A 22,624-nucleotide genomic window follows, 5' to 3' on the forward strand; every position below is an offset into this window, starting at 1 on the left:
ACCCCCTGAACGCGGCGCTCAGCTCGGCAGAGCGCTCGGATCGACGGTGCGCGGCGGCCCAGCGCGCGGCAGCTCCACGATGAACGTGGCGCCGGCGCCGGGCGCGCTCTGGACGCGGATCGAGCCGCCGTGCGCCTCCGCGATCCTGCGGCTGATGTACAGGCCGAGCCCCAGCCCGCCGTAGTGCCGGTGGGACACGGCGCGCTCGAAGCGCTCGAAGATCCACTCCTGGCGCGCCGGATCGACGCCGATCCCGTGATCCCTGACCGAGAGCCACGCTATCCCGGCCTCCTCGCCGAGGACGACCTCGATGGGCTTGCCCGCGCCGAACTTGATCGCATTGGCGAGGAGGTTCGTCACGATCTGATCGACGCGAGAGCGATCCCAGCGGCCCACGATGCGGCCGCCGTCCCGGAGCCAGACCGAGCACCCGGCGCGCTCCAGATCCAGCCTGAATCGCGCGACTACGTCGTGGGTGACCTCCCTGAGGTCGACCTCGGCGACGCTGAGCCTCAGCCGAGCCGCGTCGATCTGCGAGACATCGAGGAGCTCGCTGTTCAGGCGGGTCAGGCGCGCTCCCTGCCGCAGCGCGCGGTCGACCTGCCTGCCCATGGCCTGCGGGTCGCAGAGCCGACCCGACCGGATGCCCCGATCCATCGCCTCGAGCGTGAGCGTTAGAGACGTCATCGGCGTGTTGAGCTCGTGCGTCGCCACGGTCAGGAACTCGTCCCGCATCCGGACGGCCTCCTGGGCAGCACGGTAGAGCCGCGAATTGTCGATCGCCATCGCCGCCCGGCGCGCCACTTCCTGGACGAACTCGAGATCGGCGTCCCCGTAGCGGCGCCCCGGCGCGGACGAGACGACGTTCAGCACCCCGAGCGGTTGTCCCCGCGCCACGAGCGGCACGGCGACGGAGCTACGTGCCCCGAGCTCGCGGAGGAGCCTCGCGTGCCCGTCGTCCGGGGCGTGTCGCCGGATGACTTCGTCGGTGATCTCGGGGAGCAGGAGCGGCTCACAGCTCCTCAGGACGCTGGCCGCCGGGTGGGGCGAGTCCCGGCCAGGAGGGTATCGCCGCCGTAACTCCGCGAGCAAAGGCTCCTTCGCGGGATCTCTGTGGGCCCAGGCCGCGGGCCGGGTCGCTCCACCTTCCACGACGTCGATGATGCACCAGTCGCAGAACGATCGCACCGACAGCCGAGCGAGCCGCGACAGCGTCTCCCCATCATCGAGCGACCCGGAGAGGATCTCCCCGGCCTCGGCCAGGAAGGCCGCGCGCCGCACGGCCATCTCTGCCGCGGTCCGCGCGGACTGCTCCTTCGAGAGGAGCCGCGCGTTCTCCAGGGAGATCGCCGCCTGCGAGGCGAGGAGCGAGAGGGCGGTGAGCCGTTCCGGCGTGAACGCGCCCGCGAGGAGGTTGTTCTCGAGGAAGAGCAGGCCCACCACCTCGGCCCGCCTCAGGATGGGCATGCAGAGGAGCGATTTGGGCCGATTCCGCGCGAAGTAGGCGTCGCCGGAGAACCTGCCCGCATCGGCGGCCGCGTCGTGCAGGATGACACGCTCCTCGGTCCGCCACACGTAGTCGACGAGCGACGAGGGGAGGCGCTGCGAGGAATCCACCGGCCCCGACTGGAGGGCGCTCACCACCGCCCCTCCTTCCTCGATCGCGGCCTCCGCTTCGATCGAGAGCCTTCCGTCCTGACTCAGGAGGATGCAGGCCCTCTGCGCGCCGCCCTGCTCGAGCACGACCTCGAGCAGCGTGCGCAGGAGCCTGTCGAGGATGATCTCGCCCGAGATGGCCTGTGAGGCCTTGGTCACCGAGAGCAGGTCGATTTGCTCGGGCCGAGCCGCGAAGGTGGCCGTGAACGGGCTGGGCCCCGGCTCGCGGAGGCGCGGGTTCTGCCCGTCGATCTGCGTCACCTTGCCGCGGGCGCCCCAGCGGGCATAGCAGGTCCGCGCGTCGCCGAGGTAGGTGTCGGCGAACCTGTCGAACCCGTGTGATCGGTAGAACCGAGACGCGACCTCGCAGGCGACCGCCTCGTTGTGGACGAAGCCGCTATCGCGCGCCGAGCGGATGGCCTCTTCGTAGAGGCGCTCGGCGTCGAGGAGCCGGCCCTCGATGCGCGCGATCTCGGCGGCGACCAGCGCCGCTCGGTTCCCGAAGTTCTCGGGGCAATTCGTCGCCCATCGCTCGAGCTGGTGGTGGTGGGCGACGATGGCATTGAGGTGCCGGGGCCGCTCGTCGCTGGTCGCCGCGTCGTGGTGAGCCGCCCGCGCGAGCGCGCCATAGAAATGGTACTCCGCCGCCTCGAAGAACGCCGACGACGACGGGAGGAGCTGCTCTGCCCTCGACGCCGCCTCAATGGCGGAGGCGTGGTCGCCCGCGTAGAAGCGCGCTTGCAGCTTCCGGATCCAGTACCAGCAGGCGGCGACCGTCAGGGTGGGATCGCTCATGACGTGCTGCTCGAACCGGCCCTCGTCGAACTCCGCGTCGTTGAAGGTGGAGAAGTCCGACGAGAGGCCCCGGAGCGTCCGGATGAGCCGCCGGTTTCCGGTGTAGATGTCGACGATGAGATGGAACCTCGCCCTCCGCGCGAACTCGAGCTCTCTCTCGGCTTCGCGCTGCGCCTCGTCGAGCGGATCGCCGCCCGAGAGCAGCAGCGAGACCAGGGAGCTGCCGGTATAGGCCACATACGCGAGGTCGCCGGTCTCCTGCGCCACGTCGCGGGCGCGCCGCATGAGCTCGACGCTGGCGTGCAGGTGCCTCGTCCAGGGCAGGACCATGAACGCGAAGGTCGCGTAGACGCGGGCCTTGAAGCGGAGCAGCCCGTGCTTCTCCACCAGATCGAAGCCCAGCTTGCCGAAGCGGTACGCCGCCTGGTAGTCGCCGAAGCGCGGGCCGAGGCACGTGCTGAGGTAGACGTAGGCGAAGGACGAGGCGTCGCTGTTGCCATACGCGATGCCGAGGTTCACGGCGCGACCCAGGATGAGGGCGAGCAGGTTGGCATCGGTGAAGAGCGCTGGCGCTATGGTCGACGTGAGGACGTCCACGGTCGCCCGCGAGGCCGGATCGGTCATCGGGGGCAGGTCGATGAGCTCCTCGATCGAGCGGCTCCCGAGCCGCTCCCATAGCCCCTCGTATTCCCGCTGGACCTCCTCGTCCGTCGGGTGCGGCGACCACGCAACGCCGACGCGCCGGAGGTATTCAAGGCACGCGCCGACAGCGCGGTCGCTCCAGTTCAGGGTCGTGAAGAGCTCAACGCGCTTGCGCGCGACGGCGGCCGCCTCGACGAGGTCCCGCGCGCGGCGCCAGAGCGCGGAGAGCCGCTCCTCCGCCGCCGGGGCGCCGGTGACGATCTCGCACTCGGCCAGGTGGAGCTCGATCGCGAAGGCGAGCTCGTACCGCGTGTCCCAGCCCTCACCTCTGAGAAGCTCGGCGGCGACCGTGAGATAGCTCAGCGCCGAGGCGTAGGCCGTGGCTCTCCTGGCGCGCTCGCCCGCCACGAGGTTGAGCTCGGCCACGCGCTCGCGCTCTTCCCGCGCCGTGATCAGCGCGGCGCCGCGGTTGAGCTGGTTCACGATCTCGAAGATCTTTTCTTCGATCTCCTCGGGCGGCGTCCGCGACGAGAGCAGACGGCCGATCCCGAGGTGCATCACCGCGCGCTCGTCCTCCGGGATGAGCGAATAGGCCGCCTCCTGGACACGGTCGTGGAGAAACTTGTACGCGCCGTCCGTGCGGACGACGAGCCCTGCGCGGACGGCCTCCCGGAGGACCGCGTGCAACACCCCCTCCGAGCGGCCATGGACCATCGCCAGGAGCGCGACCTCTGCGGCGTGTCCCAGACAGGCGAGCTGCTTCAATACCTCCTGGGTGCTGGCAGGGAGCCGCATGAGCTTCCCGACCATCAGGGCCACCACGTTGTCGGTGAAGCCCTTGGCGCGGATCTTCGTGACGTCCCACCGCCAGGCCTCTGCGTAGACGTCGAACTCGATCAGGCGCTCCTCATGGAGCGCCATGAGAAACTGGATCGCAAAGAAGGGATTGCCGGCCGTCTTCTCGTGGACGAGATCCGAGAGCGGCGCGGCGTCCTCGCGGCGGCAGTGGAGCGTGTCGCTGACGAGCGCGGCGAGGTGCTCGCGGGAGAGCGGGCCAAGCACGATCTCCCGGACGCTCGCGCCCCCCTTCCTCATCTGATCGAGCGCCAGCGTCAGCGGGTGGGAGCGGGTCACCTCGTTGTCGCGGTAGGCACCGATGACGAGCAGACACCGCGTCTCGGGGTGCGTCATGAGGTCGTCGAGGAGCCTGAGGCTCGCGGGATCGGCCCACTGGAGATCGTCGAGAAAGAGCGCGAGGGGGTGCTCCTTCCGGGTGAATACCCCGATGAAGCGCCGGAACACGACGCGGAACCGGCTCTGCGCCTCGGCCGGCGGCAGCGCGGCGACCGGCGGCTGCCGCCCGATGACGAGCTCGACCTGCGGGATCACGTCCACGATGAGCTGTCCGTTGACCCCGAGGGCGGCGAGCAGCCGCTCCCGGACGACCGCGAGCCGCTCCTCGCTCTCGGCGAGGAGCTCGAGCGCCAGCTCCCGGAAGGCCTGGACGATCGTCGAGTACGGGATATCGCGCTTGTGCTGGTCGAACTTCCCCGAGAGGAAGAATCCCCGCTCGCGGACGATCGGCTTGTGCAGCTCGCTCACCAGCGCAGACTTGCCGATCCCGGAATAACCAGAGACCAGGACGATCTCCGGGGCTCCGGTGCCGACCACGCGCTCGAACGCGGACAGCAGCGCGGCGACCTCGTCCTCGCGGCCATAGAGCCTCTGAGGGATCTGGAAGCGGCCTGAGACGTCGCGCTCGGCCAGGGGGAACGGATCGAGCCTGCCATTGGCCCGGAGCTCGGCCAGGCACCGCTCGAGGTCATGCTGAAGGCTGCTCGCGGTCTGGTAGCGATCCTCCGCCATCTTGGCCAGGAGCTTCAGGACGATCGCGGAGAGGATCTCGGGCAGCTCCGGGACGAACGCGGAGGGCGGCCGCGGCTCGCGGGCGACATGGCAGTGCACCCACTCCGGTGGGTCCCGCGCCTCGAACGGCAGGCGCCCGGTGAGCATCTCGTAGAAGGTGACGCCGAGCGCATAGAGGTCGGCGCGGCTGTCGATCGCCCGGTTCATGCGCCCTGTCTGCTCCGGAGACAGGTAGGGCAACGAGCCCTCGATGAGCCGGGGAGGCCCCGCCGGCGGCGGCTCGCGGGAGAGGCGGGACGCGAGGCCGAAGTCGGCGAGCTTGACCTGGCCGGTGGCCGCGTTGACGAGGATGTTCTGGGGCTTGAGATCCTTGTGGAGGATGCCCCGCTCGTGGAGCGCCGCCACGCCGGCCACGATGCGGACCGCGAGCTCGAGGAACCGCTCGGCTGGCATCGGCGCGCCGATGAAGTGATCGAGCGACTCACCGCCGAAATCCTCCAGGACGAGCGCTGGCAACCCCTCGTAGGTCTCGAGGGCCAGCGGCTTCACGATGGCCTCGTGATTCAGCATCTTGCCGATCGCGTACTCGTTCTTCAGGCGCTCGACGTCCTGCGGGCGGCTGCGCTTCGGGTCGATGATCTTCAAGATCACCGAGCGGCCATCGGAGCGCCGGACCGCGCGGAGCAAGCTGGTCCTCAGGCCCTCGTGGAGGGTCTCGACGATCGTGTATGGCGAGGGGGCGCTCATCCCCATGGGGAAGGCACTCCGTGAAGCGCTGGCGCCCGGACGCCTGGCGGCCCCTTGGGGCTGCCGTCGGCGCCGGAGCGCTCGAGTCCGCGCGCCTCGCCGAGACGACGCTGCCACACGACCGGCGTGAGCCCATGACGCCCGCCGGGGACCGCATTCTCTGTCACGGCCTCCCACGATCGTGCCACCCCGGCACCCCCTCTATCGATAGGTACCACGGGTCAGGCCCGGCAGTTCCGCGGTGCACGTCGCGGGCCCCGACGAGCAGGGACCTGCATGCGGGCCGCTGCCTTCGCGAGCGCTCGCCGCGGCGATCAGGCGGGCTTCGCTGCGCGCCGCGCTGCGGCCGGGGCACGCTGCCGGTCAGCGATCGCGGCCTTCAGGCCCGCCCGCAGGTCCCGGAAGGTCTCAACGCCCGACCAGTCGAGCCCGAGCTGCGTGAGCGCCTGCGCCATGGCCGGCGAGATGCCCACGAACGAGCACGCCGCGCCGAGCAGCCGCGCCGCCCGGACGGCCTTGAGAAGGTAGCTCGAGACGACCTCGTCCGTGACCGACACGCCCGTCACGTCGAGGATCACGCGGTCTGACGAGGTCTCCACGACGCTGCCGAGCAGGCTCTCCAGGATGAGCGACGATCGCCGGTGGTCGATGGTGCCGACGAGCGGCAGGACGAGCACGCCTTCCCAGACCTGGATCACCGGCGTGGAGAGCTCGAGCAGCGCCCGCTCCTGCTCCTCGACGAGGCGAATCTTCCTCTGCAGCTCCTCGGTGCGCACGAGGACCGCGCCCTCGGCCTGCCGCTTGCTCTCGAGGAGCGCCCGCTCGGCCTGCTTCTCTCGCGTCACATCGCGCAGCTCGACGAGGATCAGCTCCTCACCCGCGGCGCTCACCTTGCGCGCGAGCACCTCGAGGTCGACCGCGCGGCCGTCCTCGCGCGCGGCGCGGCAGGTGAACCGCTTGCGCGCGCCGCCGAGCACGTCCGGCCACGCCCGCCCGAGCGGCTCGAGCGGGTGCCCGCTCGCCAGCGCCCCCCCGCGCATCGCCAGCGCCTCCGGCCCGGCGAGGCCGTCCCCGAGCAGCTCCCGGATCCGCGCGTTCGCGAACGCGACATCGCCCGTTCCGCTGTAGACGAGGACGCCGTCGCGGATCGCGTCGAGCACGCCCCGCAAGGCCTCGAGCGCCGCGCCCTCCCCCGGCGTGTCGCGCTCGGTCATGCCGGAGCCTCGCGCGCGGGCTCCGCGCTCACGCCGCCCCCGGCGGGTGGGCCCTGCGCAGCCAGGCCAGCGCCTCCTCCTCGGAGAAGAACGCGGCGATGCGCGCGTCGTCCTCCGCGAACCGGCTGGCGGCGAACTCGTGGTTCTCGACGACCTGCTCCGCGCCTTCCGCGGCTGCCGTGGGCAGGAGCGTCGCGACCCGCTTCAGCCCGGCCGCGTAGGCCTTCGGCATGATCTCGTCTCGCTGCCAGTCGTTGATGCCGTCCCAGCTCGCCTTGCAGTCGCGTATGTCGATGAGGCACAGCGGGCCCCCGCACTCCAGGAAGACCTCGTAGAAATGACCGCCGATGATCTCCTTCATCTCCTCGTCGAGCGGCGTGCCATACCAGCGCGCCACGAAGACCCCGGGGATGCGGCCAGGCTTCTCGATGCGGTGGATGCGCTCGCCAACGACGTTGAACGTCTCCACGACGTCGCCGTCCTGCACGACGCGGATGCCGGTCCGGGTCTCGATGGGTCTCTTGAGTGTCTTGGTCATCGGATCTCCCCCACCCCCCTGCCACCCAGGTCCCCCGGAGCGCCGCAGGGGGCGTCTCGGCATACCTATCGAGAGCGACCTCTCCGTCGCAAGCGCCTTCGGGCCCGCGCGCGAGCTGCCGGTGTCCTTGTGAGACAGCCCATGAGCGAGGCAGTCGATGAGCTCGTTCAGCGGCTTGTACTCCGCCGTCTCGGCCAGGGCCGCGGGGCCATCCGTTCGACGATCTCGCGGTCGGGACGCGTGCGACATGGCGGTGTACCCGATCGGGTGATCCTGACCACCACGCGCATGACGGGCAAGGGCGTCGCGGGGTAGCCTCCCGGCCATGAGCGGACCACGTCCTGCCGCCCGCGCCGCCCGCCCCAACCCGTCCGCCCGCGCCGACCCCGCCGCCCGCCCTGACCCCGGCGTTGCGCCCGCCGCCCGCGCCGTCGATCGCGGCGCCGCTCCCTCCGCCGAGCGCCGCCTCGACCCCGCCGACCGCGCCCGCGCCGCGCTGCGCGCCGGGCGCATCGCGGCGCTGACCGCCGGCGGCCTCGCCCTCGGCAAGCTCATCGCCGGCCAGCTCGGCCAGTCGATGGCCGTGACCGCGAGCGCCGTCGACTCGCTCACGGACCTGTTCGCCTCCTCGGCCAACGCCCTCGCCATCCAGCTGGCCCACGCCGCGCCCGACCGCTCGCACCCGTTCGGCCACGCGAAGATCGAGACGCTCGCGACCGCCGGTCAGGGCCTGCTCATCGGCGGCTCGGGGGTCTACCTGCTCATCGAGGGGATCCGGCGGCTGCTCGCGCCCGAGCCGCTCCGCCTCGCCGCCGTCACGCTCGGCGCGATGGCCGCCGCCGCGCTCATCACCGCGGCGCTCGTGGCCTACCTCGGCCGGGTCGCCGCGCGCACCGGCTCGAGCGCCATCCAGGCCGACGCCGTCCACTACCGCACCGACATCGCCGCGAACCTCGCCGTCCTCGCCGGCGTCGCCCTCACCTACGCGACAGGCTTCTCCCGCATCGACGGCGTCCTCTCGGTCGCGGTCGCCGTCTACATCCTCACGTCCGCGGGGACCCTCCTCCGGCTCGGCGTGCGCGACCTCATCGACACGAGCGCCCCGGAGGAGCGCGTCGGCGCCATCGCGGACACGCTCGACGCCATGCGCGCGCGCGGCGAGCTCCTCGGCCACCACAGGCTGCGCACGCGGATCGCCGGGCGCACGCTGTTCGTGGAGGTGCACATCGAGCTCCCGGGCGACCTCCCCCTCGCGCGCGCGCACGCGACCAGCGACCGCGCGCGCGACGCCATCCTCGCCATCGAGCCGGACGCAGAGGTGCTCGTGCACATCGACCCCGAGCGCGACGAGCCCGCGTGAGGGCCCCCGGCAGCGCCGCTCAGCCCGGCAGGCCGCGCGGCTCGGCCCCGCGCGGCGGCCCGGTCCGCGGCAGCTCGACGACGAACGTCGCTCCCGCGCCGAGCGCGCTCTCGACGTGGATCGAGCCGCCGTGCGCCTCCGCGATCCTGCGGCTGATGTACAGGCCGAGCCCCAGCCCGCCGTAGTGCCTGTCCGATACGGCCCGCTCGAACCGCTCGAAGATCTGCCCCTGGCGCGCCGGGTCGATCCCGATCCCGTGATCCCGCACCGAGAGCCGCGCCGTCCCCGCCTCCTCGCCGAGGGAGATCTCCACAGGGTTGCCCGCCCCGAACTTGATCGCGTTGGCGAGCAGGTTCGAGACGATCTGGTCCACGCGGGAACCATCCCAGAGGCCCACGACCCGGCCGCACTCCCGCAGCGACACCGAGCACCCGGCGCGCGCCAGATCCAGCTTGAACCGCGCGAGCACGTCGCGGACGACCTCCCCGAGGTCGACCTCCGCCACATCGAGCCTCAGCCGAGCCGCGTTGATCCGCGAGACGTCGAGCAGCTCGCTGTTCAGGCGGGTCAGGCGCGCCGCCTGCCGCAGCGCGCGGTCGACCTGCCGGCCCATGGCCTGCGGATCCCAGGTTCGACCCGATCGGAGGGCCCGTTCCATGGCCTCGAGCGTGAGCGTGAGCGACGTCATCGGCGTGTTGAGCTCGTGCGTCGCCACGGTCAGGAACTCGTCCCGCATGCGCACCGCCTCCTGCGCGGCGCTGTAGAGCCGGGCGTTGTCGATCGCTATCGCGGCCCGGCGCGCCACCTCCTGCACGAGCGCGAGATCGGCGTCCCCGTAGCGGCGCTCCGGCGCGGACGAGACGACGGTCAGCATCCCGATCGTCTGTCCCCGCGCCACGAGCGGCACGATGACGGAGCTCCGCGTCCCGAGCTCGCGGATGAGCCTCGCGTGCCCGTCGTCCTCGGCGTGCCTCCGGATGATTTCGTCGGAGATCTCGGGGAGCAGGAGGGGCCCCCCGTCCCGAAAGGCACGGGCCGACGGGTGGGGCGAGTGCCGGTCAGCAGGGTATCGCCGTCGCAGCTCCTCGAGCAAAGGCTCCTTCGCGGGGTCGCTGTGGGCCCAGAAAGCTCGCCGGGTCTCCCCGCCTTCTGCAAAGTCGATGACGCACCAGTCGCAGAACGATCGCACCGACAGCCGCGCGAGGCGGGACAGCACCTCTCCGTGATCGAGCGACGCGGAGATGATCTCCCCGGCTTCGGCCAGGAAGGCTGCGCGCCGCTCCGCCGCCTCGGCCGCGGTCCGCGCGCATTGCTCCTTGGCGAGGAGCCGCGCGTTCTCCAGCGAGATCGCCGCCTGTGTGGCGAGGAGCGAGAGCGCGGTGAGCCTCTCCTGCGTGAACGCGCCCGCGAGCAGGTTGTTCTCGAGGTAGAGCAAAACCGCCACCTCGGCCTGCCTCAGGACGGGCACGCAGAGGAGCGATCTGGGCCGATTCCGCGCGAAGTACTCGTCTCCGGAGAACTTGCCCGCGTCGGCCGCCGCGTCGTGGAGGATGACGCGCTCCTTCGTCCAGTGGACGTAGCGGACGAGCGACATGGGAATGCGGGGCGAAGAGCCCTCCGCCGGACCCGGCCGGATCGCCGTCGAGGCGCCCCGCTCGTCGAGCGTCGCCTCCGCTTCGATGGCGAGGCGCGAGTCCTGACACAGTAGGAGGCAAGCGCGCTGCGCGCCCCCCTGCTCGAGGACGGACGTGAGCAGCGTGCGCAGGAGCTGGTCGAGGACGATTTCGCCGGAGATTGTCTGTGATGCCTTGATCACCGAGAGCAGGTCGAGCTCCTCGGACCGCGCCGCGAAGGTGGCGGCCTGGGCGAGCGGCCTCGTATCCCAGAGGCGGGGATTCTGCTGGTCGATCTGCTTGACCTTGCCGTCCGCCCCCCAGCGGGTGTAGCAGGCGCGGGCCTCGCGCAGGTACGTGTCCGCGACCAGATCGAACCCCCGCGCCCGGTAGAACCTCGACGCGACCTCGTACGCGAGCGCCTCGCCGTGGACGAAGCCGTTCTCGCGCGCAGCGCGGATCGCCGCTTCGTAGAGGAGCTCGGCGTCGAGCGCCCGGCCCTCGAGGCGCGCGATCTCGGCGCCGATCAGCGCGGCGCGGCCGCCGAAGTTCTCGGGGCAGCTCGAAGCCCAGACCTCGAGCTGCGCGTGGTGGGCGGCGAGCGCCGCGAGGTGCCGGCGCCGCTCGTCGTTCGACTCGGGCGACGCGGGCGCCACCTCGCAGCGCGCCGCCCGCGCGAGCGCGCCATAGAAATGGTAGTCGGTCACATAGAAGAACGACTGCACCGCCCAGAGGAGCCGCTCTACCTTCGTCGCCACGGCCAGGGCAGCAGCGTAATCGCCGGCGTGGAAGTGCGCCTGGAGCCTGCAGATCCAGTACCAGGTGGCGGCCACCGAGAGCCGCGGATCGCTCTCCAGGTGCTGCTCGAACCTGGCCTCGTCGAAGCTCACGTCATTGAAGGAGGAGAAGCTGGGCGTCAAACCGCGGAGGCACCGGATGAGCTGCAGCTGCGCGATGACACAATCGATGATGAGGCCGAACCTCGCCTTCCGTACGAAAGCGAGCGCGCTCTCGGCTTCGCGCTGCACGTCCCCGAGCGGCTCCGCCTTGGCGATCAGCAGCACGAGAGAGGCGTTGCGGGCGAAGGCTGCGAAGGTGAGATCGCCGGTCTCGCTCGCCATGTCGAAGACGCGCCGCAGGAGCTCGATGCTGGTGCGCACGTGCCTCGTCCACGGATTGACCAGCACTCCGAAGTCCAGGTAGACGCGGGCCTTGAAGCGGCCGAGCCCGTGTTTGTCCACCAGATCGAGGCCGAGCTTGCCGAAGCGGTAGCCCGCGCGGTAGTCGCCGAAGCGCGAGCCGAGGACCACGCCGACATGGACATAGCCGAAGCACGATCCGTCGCTGTTGCCGTGCTCGAGGCTCAGATTCACCATGCGACCGACGACGAGGCTGTGCAGCCTCTGGTCGGTGAACAAGGCCGGCGCCTGGCCCCAGGTGAGGATGTCCATGATCGCGCGAATCACCGGATCGGTCATCGGCGGCAAGCCCACGAGCGCCTCGATCGGCCGGCTCCCGAGCTGAGCCCACATCCGCTCGTACTCCTTTTGAACCTCGTCCTGCGTCGGGTGAGGCGACCACGCGACGCCGAGACGCCCCAGGACCTCGAGGCAGATCTCGACGGCGAGCTCGCTCCGATCCAGCGTCGTGTAGAGGTCCACCCGCACACACGCGACCGCCGCCGCGTCGACCAGGCTCCCTGCGCGGCGCGAGAGCGTCGAGAGCCGCTCCTCCGCCGCGCCGAGCTCCCCCGTCAGGTACTCGCACTCTGCGCGGCGCAGCTCGAGCGCGAAGGCGAGCTCGTACTGCCGCTCCCAGCGGTCGTCTTCCGGCTCCAGGAACGCCGCGCCGGCGACGAGGTAGGTGAGCGCCGAGGCGAAGGCCGCCGACGCCATGGCGCGCCTGCCGGCGACGAGGTTGAGCCTGGCGCCTCGCTCTCGCTCCTCCCGTGACGTGATCAGCGGAGCGCCGCGGTCGAGCTGATTGACGATCTCGAAGATCTTCTCCTCGAGCTCCTCCGGCGCCGTACGCGCGGCGAGCAGCCTGCCTATCGCGAGGTGCGCCTCAGCCCGCTCGCCTTCGGGGATGAGCGAATAGGCCGCCTCCTGCACCCGATCATGGATGAACTTGTACGAGCCGGGGAGGCGCTGGACGAGCCCCGCGGAGACGGCCTCCCGGAGGTCCGCGTGCGCGTCCTGCTCCGTGCGGCCGCGGACCATCGCGAGGAGGGCGACCTCCGCGGTGTTCCCCAGGCAGGCGAGCTGCTGCAGCGCCCTCTGCGCGCTCGGAGAGAGCCGCGCGAGCTTGCCGACCATCAGGTCGACGACGTTGTCGGTGAAGCCCTTTCCGCGGATCCTCGCCACATCCCACCGGAAGGCCTCGGCGTCCTCGTCGAACGCGATCAGCCGCTCCTCGTGCAGCGCGGAGAGGAACTGGATCGCGAAGAAGGGGTTGCCGCCCGTCTTCTCGTGGACGAGGTCCGAGAGCGGCGCGGCGGCCTCGCGGCTGCAGTGGAGCGCGTCGCTGGCGAGCGCGGTGAGGTGCTCCCGGGAGAGCGGGCCCAGCGCGATGTCGGAGATGCGCGCGCCCTCCTTCCGGACCTCTTCGATCGCCACCATGAGCGGGTGCGAGGGGCTCACCTCGTTGTCTCGGTACGCGCCGATGACGAGGAGATGATGCGTCTCGGGGTGCGTCAACAGATCGCGAAGGAGCCCGAGGCTGGCCGAATCGGTCCACTGGAGATCGTCGAGGAAGATCGCGAGGGGGTGCTCCTTCCGGGCGAACACCCCGATGAAGTGCCGCAACACGACCCGGAACCGGTTCTGCGCCTCGGCCGGCGGGAGCTCGGGGACAGGCGGTTGCCGGCCGATGACGAGCTCGACGTGGGGAATCACGTCCACGATGAGCTGCCCGTTGCTCCCGAGCGCGCCGAGCAATCGCCGCCGGAAGACCGCGATCCGCTCCTCGCTCTCGGCGAGGATCTCGAGCACGAGCTCCCGGAACGCCTGGACCAGCGTGGAATAGGGGATGTCGCGCCTGTACTGGTCGAACTTCCCCGAGAGGAAGAGCGCTCGTTCCCGGACGATCGGCCTGTAGAGCTCGTGCACCAGCGACGACTTGCCGATGCCGGAGTAGCCGGAGACCACGACGAGCTCGGGGGAGCCCGTGGCCACCACGCGGTCAAACGCGCAGAGCAGCGCGGCCGCGTCGCTCTCGCGGCCGTAGAGCTTCCGGGGGATCTGGAAGCGACCGGAGACGTCGCGCTCGCCCAGGGGAAACGGCGCGATCTGGCCAGTGGCCCGCAGCTGCGAGAGGCACCGCTCGAGGTCGTGCTTGAGGCCGCGGGCGGTCTGATAGCGATCCTCGGGCATCTTGGCCAGGAGCTTCAGGACCAGCGTCGAGAGCACCTCGGGCAGCTCGGGCACCAGCGTCGAGGGCGCCGGCGGGAGGCGCGCGACGTGGCAATGCACCCACTCCAGCGGGTCCTTCGCCTCGAACGGCAGCCGCCCGGTGAGCATCTCGTGGAACGTCACGCCGAGCGCATAGAGGTCGGCGCGGCCGTCGATCCCCCGGTTCATTCGCCCCGTCTGCTCAGGAGACAGGTACGGCAATGACCCCTCGACGAGCCGCGCAGGCCCTGCCGGCGGCAGCTCGCGGGAGGAGCGGGACGCGAGGCCGAAGTCGGCGAGCTTGACCTGGCCGGTGGCCGTGTTGACAAGGATGTTCTGCGGCTTGAGATCCTTGTGGAGGATGTCCCGCTCGTGGATCGCCGCCACGCAGGCCGCGATGCGGACCGCGAGATCGAGGAACCTCTCGACGGCCATCGGCGCGCCGATGAGGTGGTCGAGCGGCTCGCCGCCGAAGTCCTCCAGGACCAGCGCCGGCAGCCCCTCGTGCGTCTCGAGGGCGAGCGGCGCCACGACGGCCTCGTGGTCCAGCAGCTTGCCGATCGCGTACTCGTGCTTCAGCCGCTCGACGTCCTTCGGGCGGCTGCGCCTCGGGTCGAGGACCTTCAGGACCACCGGGCGGCCATCGGCGCTCCGGACCGCGCGCAGCAGGCGGGTCCGCTGGCCCTCGTGAAGCGTCGCGGTGACCAGGTAGGAGGGAGCGCTCACGTCCATGGCGAGCCCCATGCGGAAGGCCCGCCGTGGAGCGCTGGATCCTGGCGGTCTAGCAGGACATGGGGGCAGCTGTCGACTCGGGCGCGGTCGAGTCCGCGCGACCCGCCTCGTCATGCCGCCGAGCGGCGTGAGCGGCCGCCCGCCTCGTGCTCGTTGGGCGCCGACGCGGGGGAGCCGCCCGCGCCGCCGTGTGCCGCGCCGCGCGGGCGCCCTCACCCGGGGAGGCCTCTACGCGCCGGGCTCGTCGACCGCGTCGTCGCCTTCGTGCTCCTCGAGGTAGCGCTCGGGCGCGAGCTCCCACCGCTCCGGCGAGCGCCAGAGCTGCGACAGGAGCAGCTCGCGCATCAGCAGGATCTCCTTGGGCAGCCGGTCGTAGAGCCGCTCGAAGAGCTCCCCGTGCGAGCCGAACTCGACCTTCCACGCCTCGCGGTCGACGGCCATCAGCTGGTAGAATTGCTCCTTCGAGAAGCGGTCCATGCCCCGCCACTCGATGTCTTCGTAGCGCGGCATCCAGCCGAGCGGGCTCTCCTCCGCGAAGCCGCGGCCGTGCACGCGGTCGACGATCCACTTGAGGACGCGCATGTTCTCCCCGAAGCCCGGCCAGAGGAAGTTGCCCTGGTCGTCCTTGCGGAACCAGTTCACCGAGAAGATGCGGGGCGGATTGACGATCTGGCGCCCCATCTGCAGCCAGTGGTTGAAGTAATCGCCCATGTGGTAGCCGCAGAAGGGCAGCATCGCCATCGGGTCGCGGCGCACCTGGCCGATGTTGCCGGCGGCCGCCGCCGTCATCTCCGAGCCGATGGTCGCTGCCGTGTAGACGCCGAAGCTCCAGTTGAACGACTGGACCACGAGGGGCACCGTCGTCGCGCGCCGCCCGCCGAAGACGATCGCGCTGATGGGCACCCCGTTCGGGTCGTCCCAGCGCGGATCGATCGACGGACACTGCGACGCAGGCGTCGTGAAGCGCGCGTTCGGGTGGGCCGCCTTGCGGCCGCAGTCCGGGGTCCAGTGCTCCCCCTGCCAGTCGATGAGCTCCGGCGGCGGCTCGTCGGTCATCCCTTCCCACCAGACGTCGCCGTCGGGCGTGAGCCCCACGTTGGTGAAGATCGTCCCCTTCCGGATGGTCGCCATCGCGTTCGCGTTCGACTTGTCCGACGTCCCTGGGGCCACGCCGAAATAGCCCGCCTCGGGGTTGATCGCATAGAGCTGCCCGTCCCGCCCGGGCTTCATCCAGGCGATGTCGTCGCCCACCGTCGTGACCTTCCAGCCCGCGAACGCCTTCGGCGGGATGAGCATGGCGAAGTTCGTCTTGCCGCAGGCGCTCGGGAAGGCCGCGGCCACATACGTCTTCTCTCCCTTCGGCGACTCGACCCCCAGGATCAGCATGTGCTCCGCGAGCCACCCCTGCTCCCTGCCGAGGACCGAGGCGATGCGCAGCGCGAAGCACTTCTTGCCGAGCAGCGCATTGCCGCCATAGCCGCTCCCGTACGACCAGATCAGCCGCTCTCCCGGGAAGTGGACGATGTACTTGTGCTCCGCGTTGCACGGCCACGGCACGTCGGCCTGTCCCGGGGCGAGGGGCATGCCGACCGAGTGCAGGCAGGGGACGAAATCGCCGTCTCCGAGCGCCTCGAGCACCTTGCGCCCCATGCGCGTCATGATGCGCATGCTCGCGGCGACGTACGGCGAGTCGCTGAGCTCCACGCCGATGTGCGCGTAAGGCGAGCCGATCGGGCCCATGCTGAACGGGATGACGTAGAGCGTGCGGCCCCGCATCGACCCGGCGAAGAGCCGGCGCAGCGTGGCCTTCATCTCCTGCGGCTCGGCCCAGTTGTTCGTGGGGCCGGCGTCCTGCTTTCGCCGGCTGCAGATGAACGTGCGGTCCTCGACCCGCGCGACGTCGCTCGGGTCCGAGCGCGCGAGGTAGCTGTCCGGGCGCTTCTCCGGGTTCAGACGGATGAGCGTGCCCGCCTTGACCATCTGGTCGCACAGCGCGTCGTACTCCTCCTTCGAGCCGTCGCACACGTGCACGTTGTCCGGCTGGCACAGCGCGACGACCTCGGCGATCCATTGCCTGAGCTTCTCGTTCGTGATCTTCGCCCGCAGGCCGGGGATCGACACCGGCGGCGGCGGCTCCGAGTGGAACGAGCTCTGGCTGTTCTGGCTGGCTGCTACGGACACTTGCGTACCCTCCTGGCTCTCTGGGTCGAACGCGCTCTGCAAAGCGCAGGCCCTGCCCGCCCTCGACGGCAATTCTGGCCGAAATGCGGCCGGAAGGCTGCCCTGATTCTCCCTGAGCCCGATCGCTACAGCAGCGCTGCGCGCACCAGGTGCGCCCGCGGGGCGAGCCCTGCGCCGCGCGCTGGGTCGTCGATCCGCCCGAAATCCGACCGAAATCCGTCCAGCGGTTGGCCCCGAGGGCTGCCTCGCGGGCAGCCGCGCCGCCCGCCCATGCCCCCGGTGCGTGCCTACGCGCCGGTGCTCACCATGGCCACGCCACGTACAGCGGTTCCCGCGCGAACGCCGCCCGGGCGCGACGCCCCTTCTCCGAGAGGAACAGCATCATCCTGAGCTCCTTGTACTCGGAGTGGCGCTCCGGCGTGCCGATGCGCGTGATCGCGCCAGGCGGCGCCTCCCAGCCGCATCCCGCGTAGAAGCGCTCGAGGCTTGGGTTGCAGAACAGCGCGGCGACATCGGCGTCGCTGTCCTGGAGGAAGCGCGTCGCCATCTCCACGACCTGCCTCCCGTGGCCTTCGCCCCGGTAGGGCGGGGACGTGAAGACGTTGCCCAGGCCATAGACGACGTGCTCCTCCCCCGCGTGGGGCAGCGAGAGGCGCATCACCGAAGCGTAGCTGAGCAGCACCTCCTCCTCGCTGATCGTGAAGTGCGCCGTGCCGATGTCAGACGGATACGTGTGCTTGAGCAGCCGGAGTGGACCCGTGAATATCGACGGCCACGCCGCCCGCATGAACGACACGGCCTGCCACCGGAAGGCGTCGGGGAGCTCGTCTCGATGGTAAATATGCTTTTCTTGCATGGGTCTCTGGGCGCTAGCGCAAGACGCGCAAGACCCCGGCAGCCTGCCGTGGCCCCGCCCGCGGGGACGGTTGACAAGGATAACCGGCTTTGCTCATATACCCAGTCCGCTCGGAGCATGGCGCGCCCCTGAGGACGGCCGGTAACATGGTGGGCACGGGTCAAGACACCTCGGACGCGGAGCCGACCCAGGCGGCGATCATGGGCAAGTACCGGCTGATCGCGAAGCTCGGCCGGGGCGGGATGGGCGACGTGTTCCTGGCGATCGCGCGCGGGCCGGGATCCTTCAACAAGCTCGTCGTTGTCAAGCGCCATCGCGGCGTGGGCGGAGCGGGCGGGGACGGCGAGAAGGTCGTCGCCATGTTCCTGGACGAGGCGAAGCTGTCCGCCCGCCTCAACCATCCCAACATCGTCCAGACCTACGAGGTCGACCACGACGACGCCGGCTACTTCACCGTGATGGAGTACCTGGAGGGCCAGCCGCTCAGCGCGCTCATGCGGGCGGTGGCCGAGGGGGAGCCGGGCGCGGCGGGCTTCACGCGCGGCGTCTGGGTGAGGATCGTGGCCGACCTCCTGAGCGGCCTCCACTACGCGCACGAGCTCCGCGATTACGACGGCGCGCCGCTCGGCATCGTCCACCGCGACGTCTCCCCGCACAACATCTTCGTCACGTACGACGGCGCGGTGAAGCTGCTCGATTTCGGCATCGCCAAGGCGTCGATCAACACCGACCTCACCGAGACCGGGAAGCTGAAGGGCAAGACGTCGTACATGGCGCCGGAGCAGGCCGTCGGCAGCGGGTCGACCGATCGGCGGGCCGACATCTTCGTCGCGGGGATCGTGCTCTGGGAGCTCCTCACGCGGGAGCGGCTCTTCGGGGGCGACGCCGTGAGCGCGCTCTGGAAGCTGGCGGCCGTGGACGAGATCCCGCGGCCCTCGCTCCTCCGGCCGGACGTCCCCCCGGCCCTCGACGCCATCGTGACGCGGGCGCTCGACCGCGATCCGGCGAAGCGGTTCGCGACCGCGCAGGAGATGCGCGCGGCGCTCGAGGACTACCTGCGCGCGGCGGGCGAGGACGTCGGGTCCGACGAGATCGGCGCGAGCATGCTGGGGGTGTTCGCGGAGCGCCGGGCGAGCATGCAGCGGCAGGTCAAGGCGTACCTCGATCAGAGCGCGCAGGGCGTGGACCGCCCGAGCGTGCCCGTCGAGCCCCGCCCCTCTCGCGTGAGCCATTTCGAGGGCGCAGAAGGGAGGCGCATTCAGCCCGTGATCGCCCTCGACGAGGAGCTCGGGCAGAGGACCTCGGGGACGCCGGGCCCAGGGCGCTCCGCCTCGGACTCGACGAGCCTGAAGTCGAACCTCCGCACGGCCGCCGCGCCTCAGCAGCGCAGCTACTGGATCGGGGCGCTCGGCGCGGCCGTGCTGGTCGCGGCCGCGGCGTTCTCGACGCGCCGCCCTGGTGGGCAGCCACCCGCTGCCGGCTCCGCCGCGGCCGTGCTCGTCGAGCCGGACGCCGGCCCTCGCTGCACCGGGGTGCTCCGCGTCCGGATCACGACCGGCGACACGGGGACTGCCACCGACATCTCGCCGCCGTACAACTACGGGGTCTACGACTACCTGCGTCACCTCAACGACAGTCAGGGAGGTCTCCGGGGCTGTCCCATCGACGTCGACATGCGGGACGCGCAGTACGACCCCGCCAGGACGGAGGAGGTCATCGAGGCGTGGCGGCGGCAGCCCGGGTGGAGCGAGGTCTCCACGCTGTTCGTGTTCGGCACCGGGCCGACGACCCGCGTGGCCCCGAGGCTCACGGAGGAGAAGAAGCTCATCATTCCCGGCTCGTACGCCGGCTCGCTCGCCACGCCGGTGCCGATCTCGGCGGACGTGTCCCACGCCGAGTTCAACGCCCTGGGCCAGAGCGCCTCCGCGACAGAGCACAAGACGAGCCCTGGATATCCCTACATCTTCTTTCCGGCCACGGACTACTCGACAGCGATCCGCATCGGCATCAAGGCGGCCTGGAAGATCGCGCCCGGGCGCATCGCGATGGTGCACGACACGATAGACAAGTGTCTTTACTGCGTCGATCCGCTCGCCGCGGGCAAGGCCTACGTGGAGGAGCTGCCCGGGATGCTGCTCGGCCAGGATCTCATCGTCCCGCAGACGTCGTCCCTCGAGGATGAGGGGCGCATCGTCGACGCGGTGATCGGCTATGTGAAGCGGGAGATCGAGAAGAAGCGAGCGGACCCGTCGTATGTGCCGGCGAGCTGGTTCTGGGCCGGCAACAGCGTCCTCTCCTCGTCCTTCGTCGGGAAGGGCGCGGCCGCGGCGCAGAAGCTCATCCAGCAGGCGTTCCCGGGGCCGGAGAAGAACCGCTGGCAGCTGCGCGTGATGGCGAACAACTGGGGCATCGGCGAGAGGACACTGGCGATCTGCGGGGCCGACTGCGCGGGGATCTTTTATGGGCTGTTCCCCGTGCCCGTCTACGGCGACACCCAGCACTCGAGCGGGATGGCGGAGATGCTGCGGATCCACAGGGCCTACCGGGAGAAGGACGGCCACCCGCTGGAGCTGTACCAGGACCAGCCCTACGTCCAAGGCCACGCCGCGGCGCTCATGTGGCGCAAGGCCGTCGAGCGGGCCATCGACGCCGGCCGCACGCACCCGACCGGAGAGGACCTGAAGGCCGCGCTCGAGGGCTTCCAGAACGTGGTGCTCGACGGGATGACGGCGGGGCCGATCTCGTTCAGCGCGACGGACCATCGGCCGCAGGCGAACGAGTCGGTGTACACGATCGGGGCCGCGGACGGGGGTGGCGTCGGGTTTCGGTTCGTCGATCACTGCTCGATCGAGCTCGACGCGAAGTGGCTCGGGTACTGAGGGGAGCTGACGCCGGCTTGCCGGCTTAGCCTGCCGGAATGATGGCACCGCGAGGACGCCATAAGACGCCATAAGACGCCAAGAGTCGCCATAAGACGCCAAGATTTTTCATTATTTTTTGGCGTCTTATGGCGACTCTTGGCGGTTCCTCGCTTTCCGCGACGAACCTCTCGCATAGTCTTAGGTCGGCCCGGAGATCCGCCAGAACCCGATCCTCGCGGCCCCCGCCAGATCCGGCCCGACCGGGCCCTTCCCCCAGAAATGGTCATCGTAGTTGGGCACCGTCCACCCCTGCCCGTATGCCCCCATCACCGCGTAGATCACCTCGTCGTCCGGCTGGACCTCGATCGCCGTCGTCACCCACGCCTGCCGCACCGGCGCCGGGCTGGCGTCGTCGAGCAGGTAACGCGCGAACATCGATCCCTCGGTCGTGTCGTCGAACGACTCCGTCGCATAGCCGAGCAAGAGGTGCAGCCCATCGAACGCGCCCGCCCACCGGTAGCGCCACGCGCCGCCGTCGTCCTGGAGCGGGCCGCAGGCGGCCACCACCATCCACTCCAGGTTGGCGTTGCCCCACCGGGCGTCGTTGAAATGAAGGACCCGGTCGTTCATCGCGCTGCAGAACATGAACCCGACGCCGTTCGCGTGCCCCGTGTAGAAGGTGAGATCCACCGAATCCGCGAACGACGCGTCCTGGCCGCCCAGCGCCGGATCCTTGAAATCGACCTCCCACGCGCGCTGATCGCCCCAGTTGAAGCGAGAGTCGATTCCCCCCTCCCGGAAGCTCTTCATCAGCCCATCGACGTTCGCCGCCGAGTGATCCAGGCCGCCGCAGAGCCCGACCCACTCGGCGCCGACCACCGCGCGGCCATCGTCGACCGGCGGCGGGAGCGGCGGGCGCGCCGCGCCGAGCCCCGCCGACGCGCGGCCGAACGAGAGCCGCTGCGCCGCCGTCGCGACCAGACCGTCGGCGTCCGTGACATAGAGCGAGAGCGTCTCCGTCTCCCCGCGAAGACCAGAGACGCCAGACACCTTCACCCGCGCGCCGCCTTCGCGCCCTTCGTCGACCGCGTCGAGCGAGCGCGCCGACGATACCCACCTGTACGTGTATGGCGCAGCACCGCCGGTGACGCTCGCCTCCGCGAGCGCGGTCGCGCCGTCCACACGCACCGAGATCTCGGCCCTCGGAGCGTCTATGACGGCCGGCACGATCCTCTTGCGGACGTCCATCACCTCCCCGCCGACCGTCCGCCGTGCGCTGCACACGTAATGGGGCAGGATCCGCCGTACCTCGCGGGACAGCGGCGGCGCGTAATAGACGAGCTCCGGCTCGGCCGCGATCACCGCGCCGCCGCCCAGCGCGCCGGCGCACAGCGCGGGGGCCTCGGCGGCGGAGACGATCGCGACGTCCTCCCCTCGCGCGAGCTCGCGCCGCGCGTAGATCAGGTGCGTCACGGCGCCCTCGCCGTCGAACGTCACCCGGACCTTGGCCCCGGGGCCGATCAGCCGGATCCCCTCGAGCTCGTCGCGAAAGCTCACCTGCGTGTCGAGCTCGGCCCGCGCCACAGTTCGGCCCTCCGCGTCGACCGCCTCGAGCAGCGAGTGGCCGACGGCCAACTCGCTCCCGACCGGCAAGCCCGCGGCGTCCAGCGCGGCCCACGCCCGCGCCGCCGCGTCCGGCTCCGGCAGGACGCGCAGCGCCGCGAGCGCCTCGAAATCCAGGGCGTCATCGCCCGCCGACGTCTCGAAGCCGCGCTCGTCGCGGAACCCGGGCGCGGGCGGCGCGTCGGCCTTCCTCGTGGGCAAGCGCTGGAATCGCGCGCTGTCGAGGTAGCGGATCGCGCCGCCGGCCACGAGCGCGGCGGCGCCCCCCCGCGCGGGATCCTCCGCGAGCCCGAGCGCGCCGGCGAGCGCCGACGCCCGCGCGACGTCGGCGCCGCCGCCGATCACGCGGTATGCGGGCAGCAATCGCGTCTCCCTGCCAGGCGACCCCGCGGCAGGTGACGCCGCGCGGAACACGCCGCGATCGGCGCTCTCCGGGAGAGCCTCGCGGGCGTCGCGGCCGCCGCACCCGGCGACGCCGAGGGCCACGAGGAGAAAGACGCCCAGCACCCCATCCGGTGATCTCTTCATCAAAGTCCCCCTTTCCCTGCGGC

At 70.8% G+C, this 22,624-nt stretch carries 9 protein-coding genes; 2 read left to right on the forward strand and 7 right to left on the reverse strand.

Going from position 1 to position 22,624, the window contains the following annotated elements:
* Nucleotides 1-18 precede the first annotated feature (18 nt).
* From WME95_RS23365 to WME95_RS23375, 3 genes are all read right to left on the reverse strand, one after another.
* Nucleotides 19-5,712, reverse strand: a complete 5,694-nt coding sequence (locus WME95_RS23365; RefSeq protein WP_437910654.1) for a sensor histidine kinase — start codon at nucleotides 5,710-5,712, stop codon at nucleotides 19-21.
* A 308-nt stretch (nucleotides 5,713-6,020) separates the two neighbouring features.
* Complete coding sequence (locus WME95_RS23370; protein WP_437910655.1) at nucleotides 6,021-6,920, reverse strand: STAS domain-containing protein; 900 nt, start codon at nucleotides 6,918-6,920, stop codon at nucleotides 6,021-6,023.
* 28 nt (nucleotides 6,921-6,948) lie between these two features.
* On the reverse strand, nucleotides 6,949-7,458 hold the full coding sequence (locus WME95_RS23375) for a hypothetical protein (protein WP_437910656.1): 510 nt from the start codon (nucleotides 7,456-7,458) through the stop codon (nucleotides 6,949-6,951).
* 325 nt (nucleotides 7,459-7,783) lie between these two features.
* On the opposite strand from WME95_RS23375, the gene WME95_RS23380 reads away from it, so the two are divergent.
* Nucleotides 7,784-8,818 (forward strand): cation diffusion facilitator family transporter, encoded by a 1,035-nt coding sequence (locus WME95_RS23380; protein WP_437910657.1) that lies wholly within the window; start codon nucleotides 7,784-7,786, stop codon nucleotides 8,816-8,818.
* A 19-nt stretch (nucleotides 8,819-8,837) separates the two neighbouring features.
* Here the strand turns inward: WME95_RS23380 and WME95_RS23385 are convergent, their stop codons facing one another.
* The 3 genes from WME95_RS23385 to WME95_RS23395 form a co-directional block, all read right to left on the reverse strand.
* Nucleotides 8,838-14,552 (reverse strand): sensor histidine kinase, encoded by a 5,715-nt coding sequence (locus WME95_RS23385; RefSeq protein ID WP_437910658.1) that lies wholly within the window; start codon nucleotides 14,550-14,552, stop codon nucleotides 8,838-8,840.
* Nucleotides 14,553-14,780: 228 nt separating this feature from the next.
* Entirely contained in the window at nucleotides 14,781-16,673 is a 1,893-nt protein-coding gene (locus WME95_RS23390) for a phosphoenolpyruvate carboxykinase (GTP) (protein WP_437911010.1), read from the reverse strand.
* Nucleotides 16,674-17,034: 361 nt separating this feature from the next.
* Nucleotides 17,035-17,589 (reverse strand): GNAT family N-acetyltransferase, encoded by a 555-nt coding sequence (locus WME95_RS23395; RefSeq protein WP_437910659.1) that lies wholly within the window; start codon nucleotides 17,587-17,589, stop codon nucleotides 17,035-17,037.
* Nucleotides 17,590-17,735: 146 nt separating this feature from the next.
* Between WME95_RS23395 and WME95_RS23400 the strand changes: the two genes are divergently transcribed.
* Nucleotides 17,736-20,468, forward strand: coding sequence for a protein kinase domain-containing protein (locus WME95_RS23400; RefSeq protein ID WP_437910660.1), 2,733 nt, complete (start codon nucleotides 17,736-17,738; stop codon nucleotides 20,466-20,468).
* Between the two features lie 180 nt (nucleotides 20,469-20,648).
* On the opposite strand, the gene WME95_RS23405 is transcribed toward WME95_RS23400, so the two are convergent.
* Nucleotides 20,649-22,601, reverse strand: coding sequence for a DUF6345 domain-containing protein (locus WME95_RS23405; protein ID WP_437910661.1), 1,953 nt, complete (start codon nucleotides 22,599-22,601; stop codon nucleotides 20,649-20,651).
* Between the last annotated feature and the right edge of the window lie 23 nt (nucleotides 22,602-22,624).

The organism is Sorangium sp. So ce327, assembly GCF_051530205.1.
Taxonomy (GTDB): Bacteria; Myxococcota_A; Polyangia; order Polyangiales; family Polyangiaceae; genus Sorangium; species Sorangium cellulosum_B.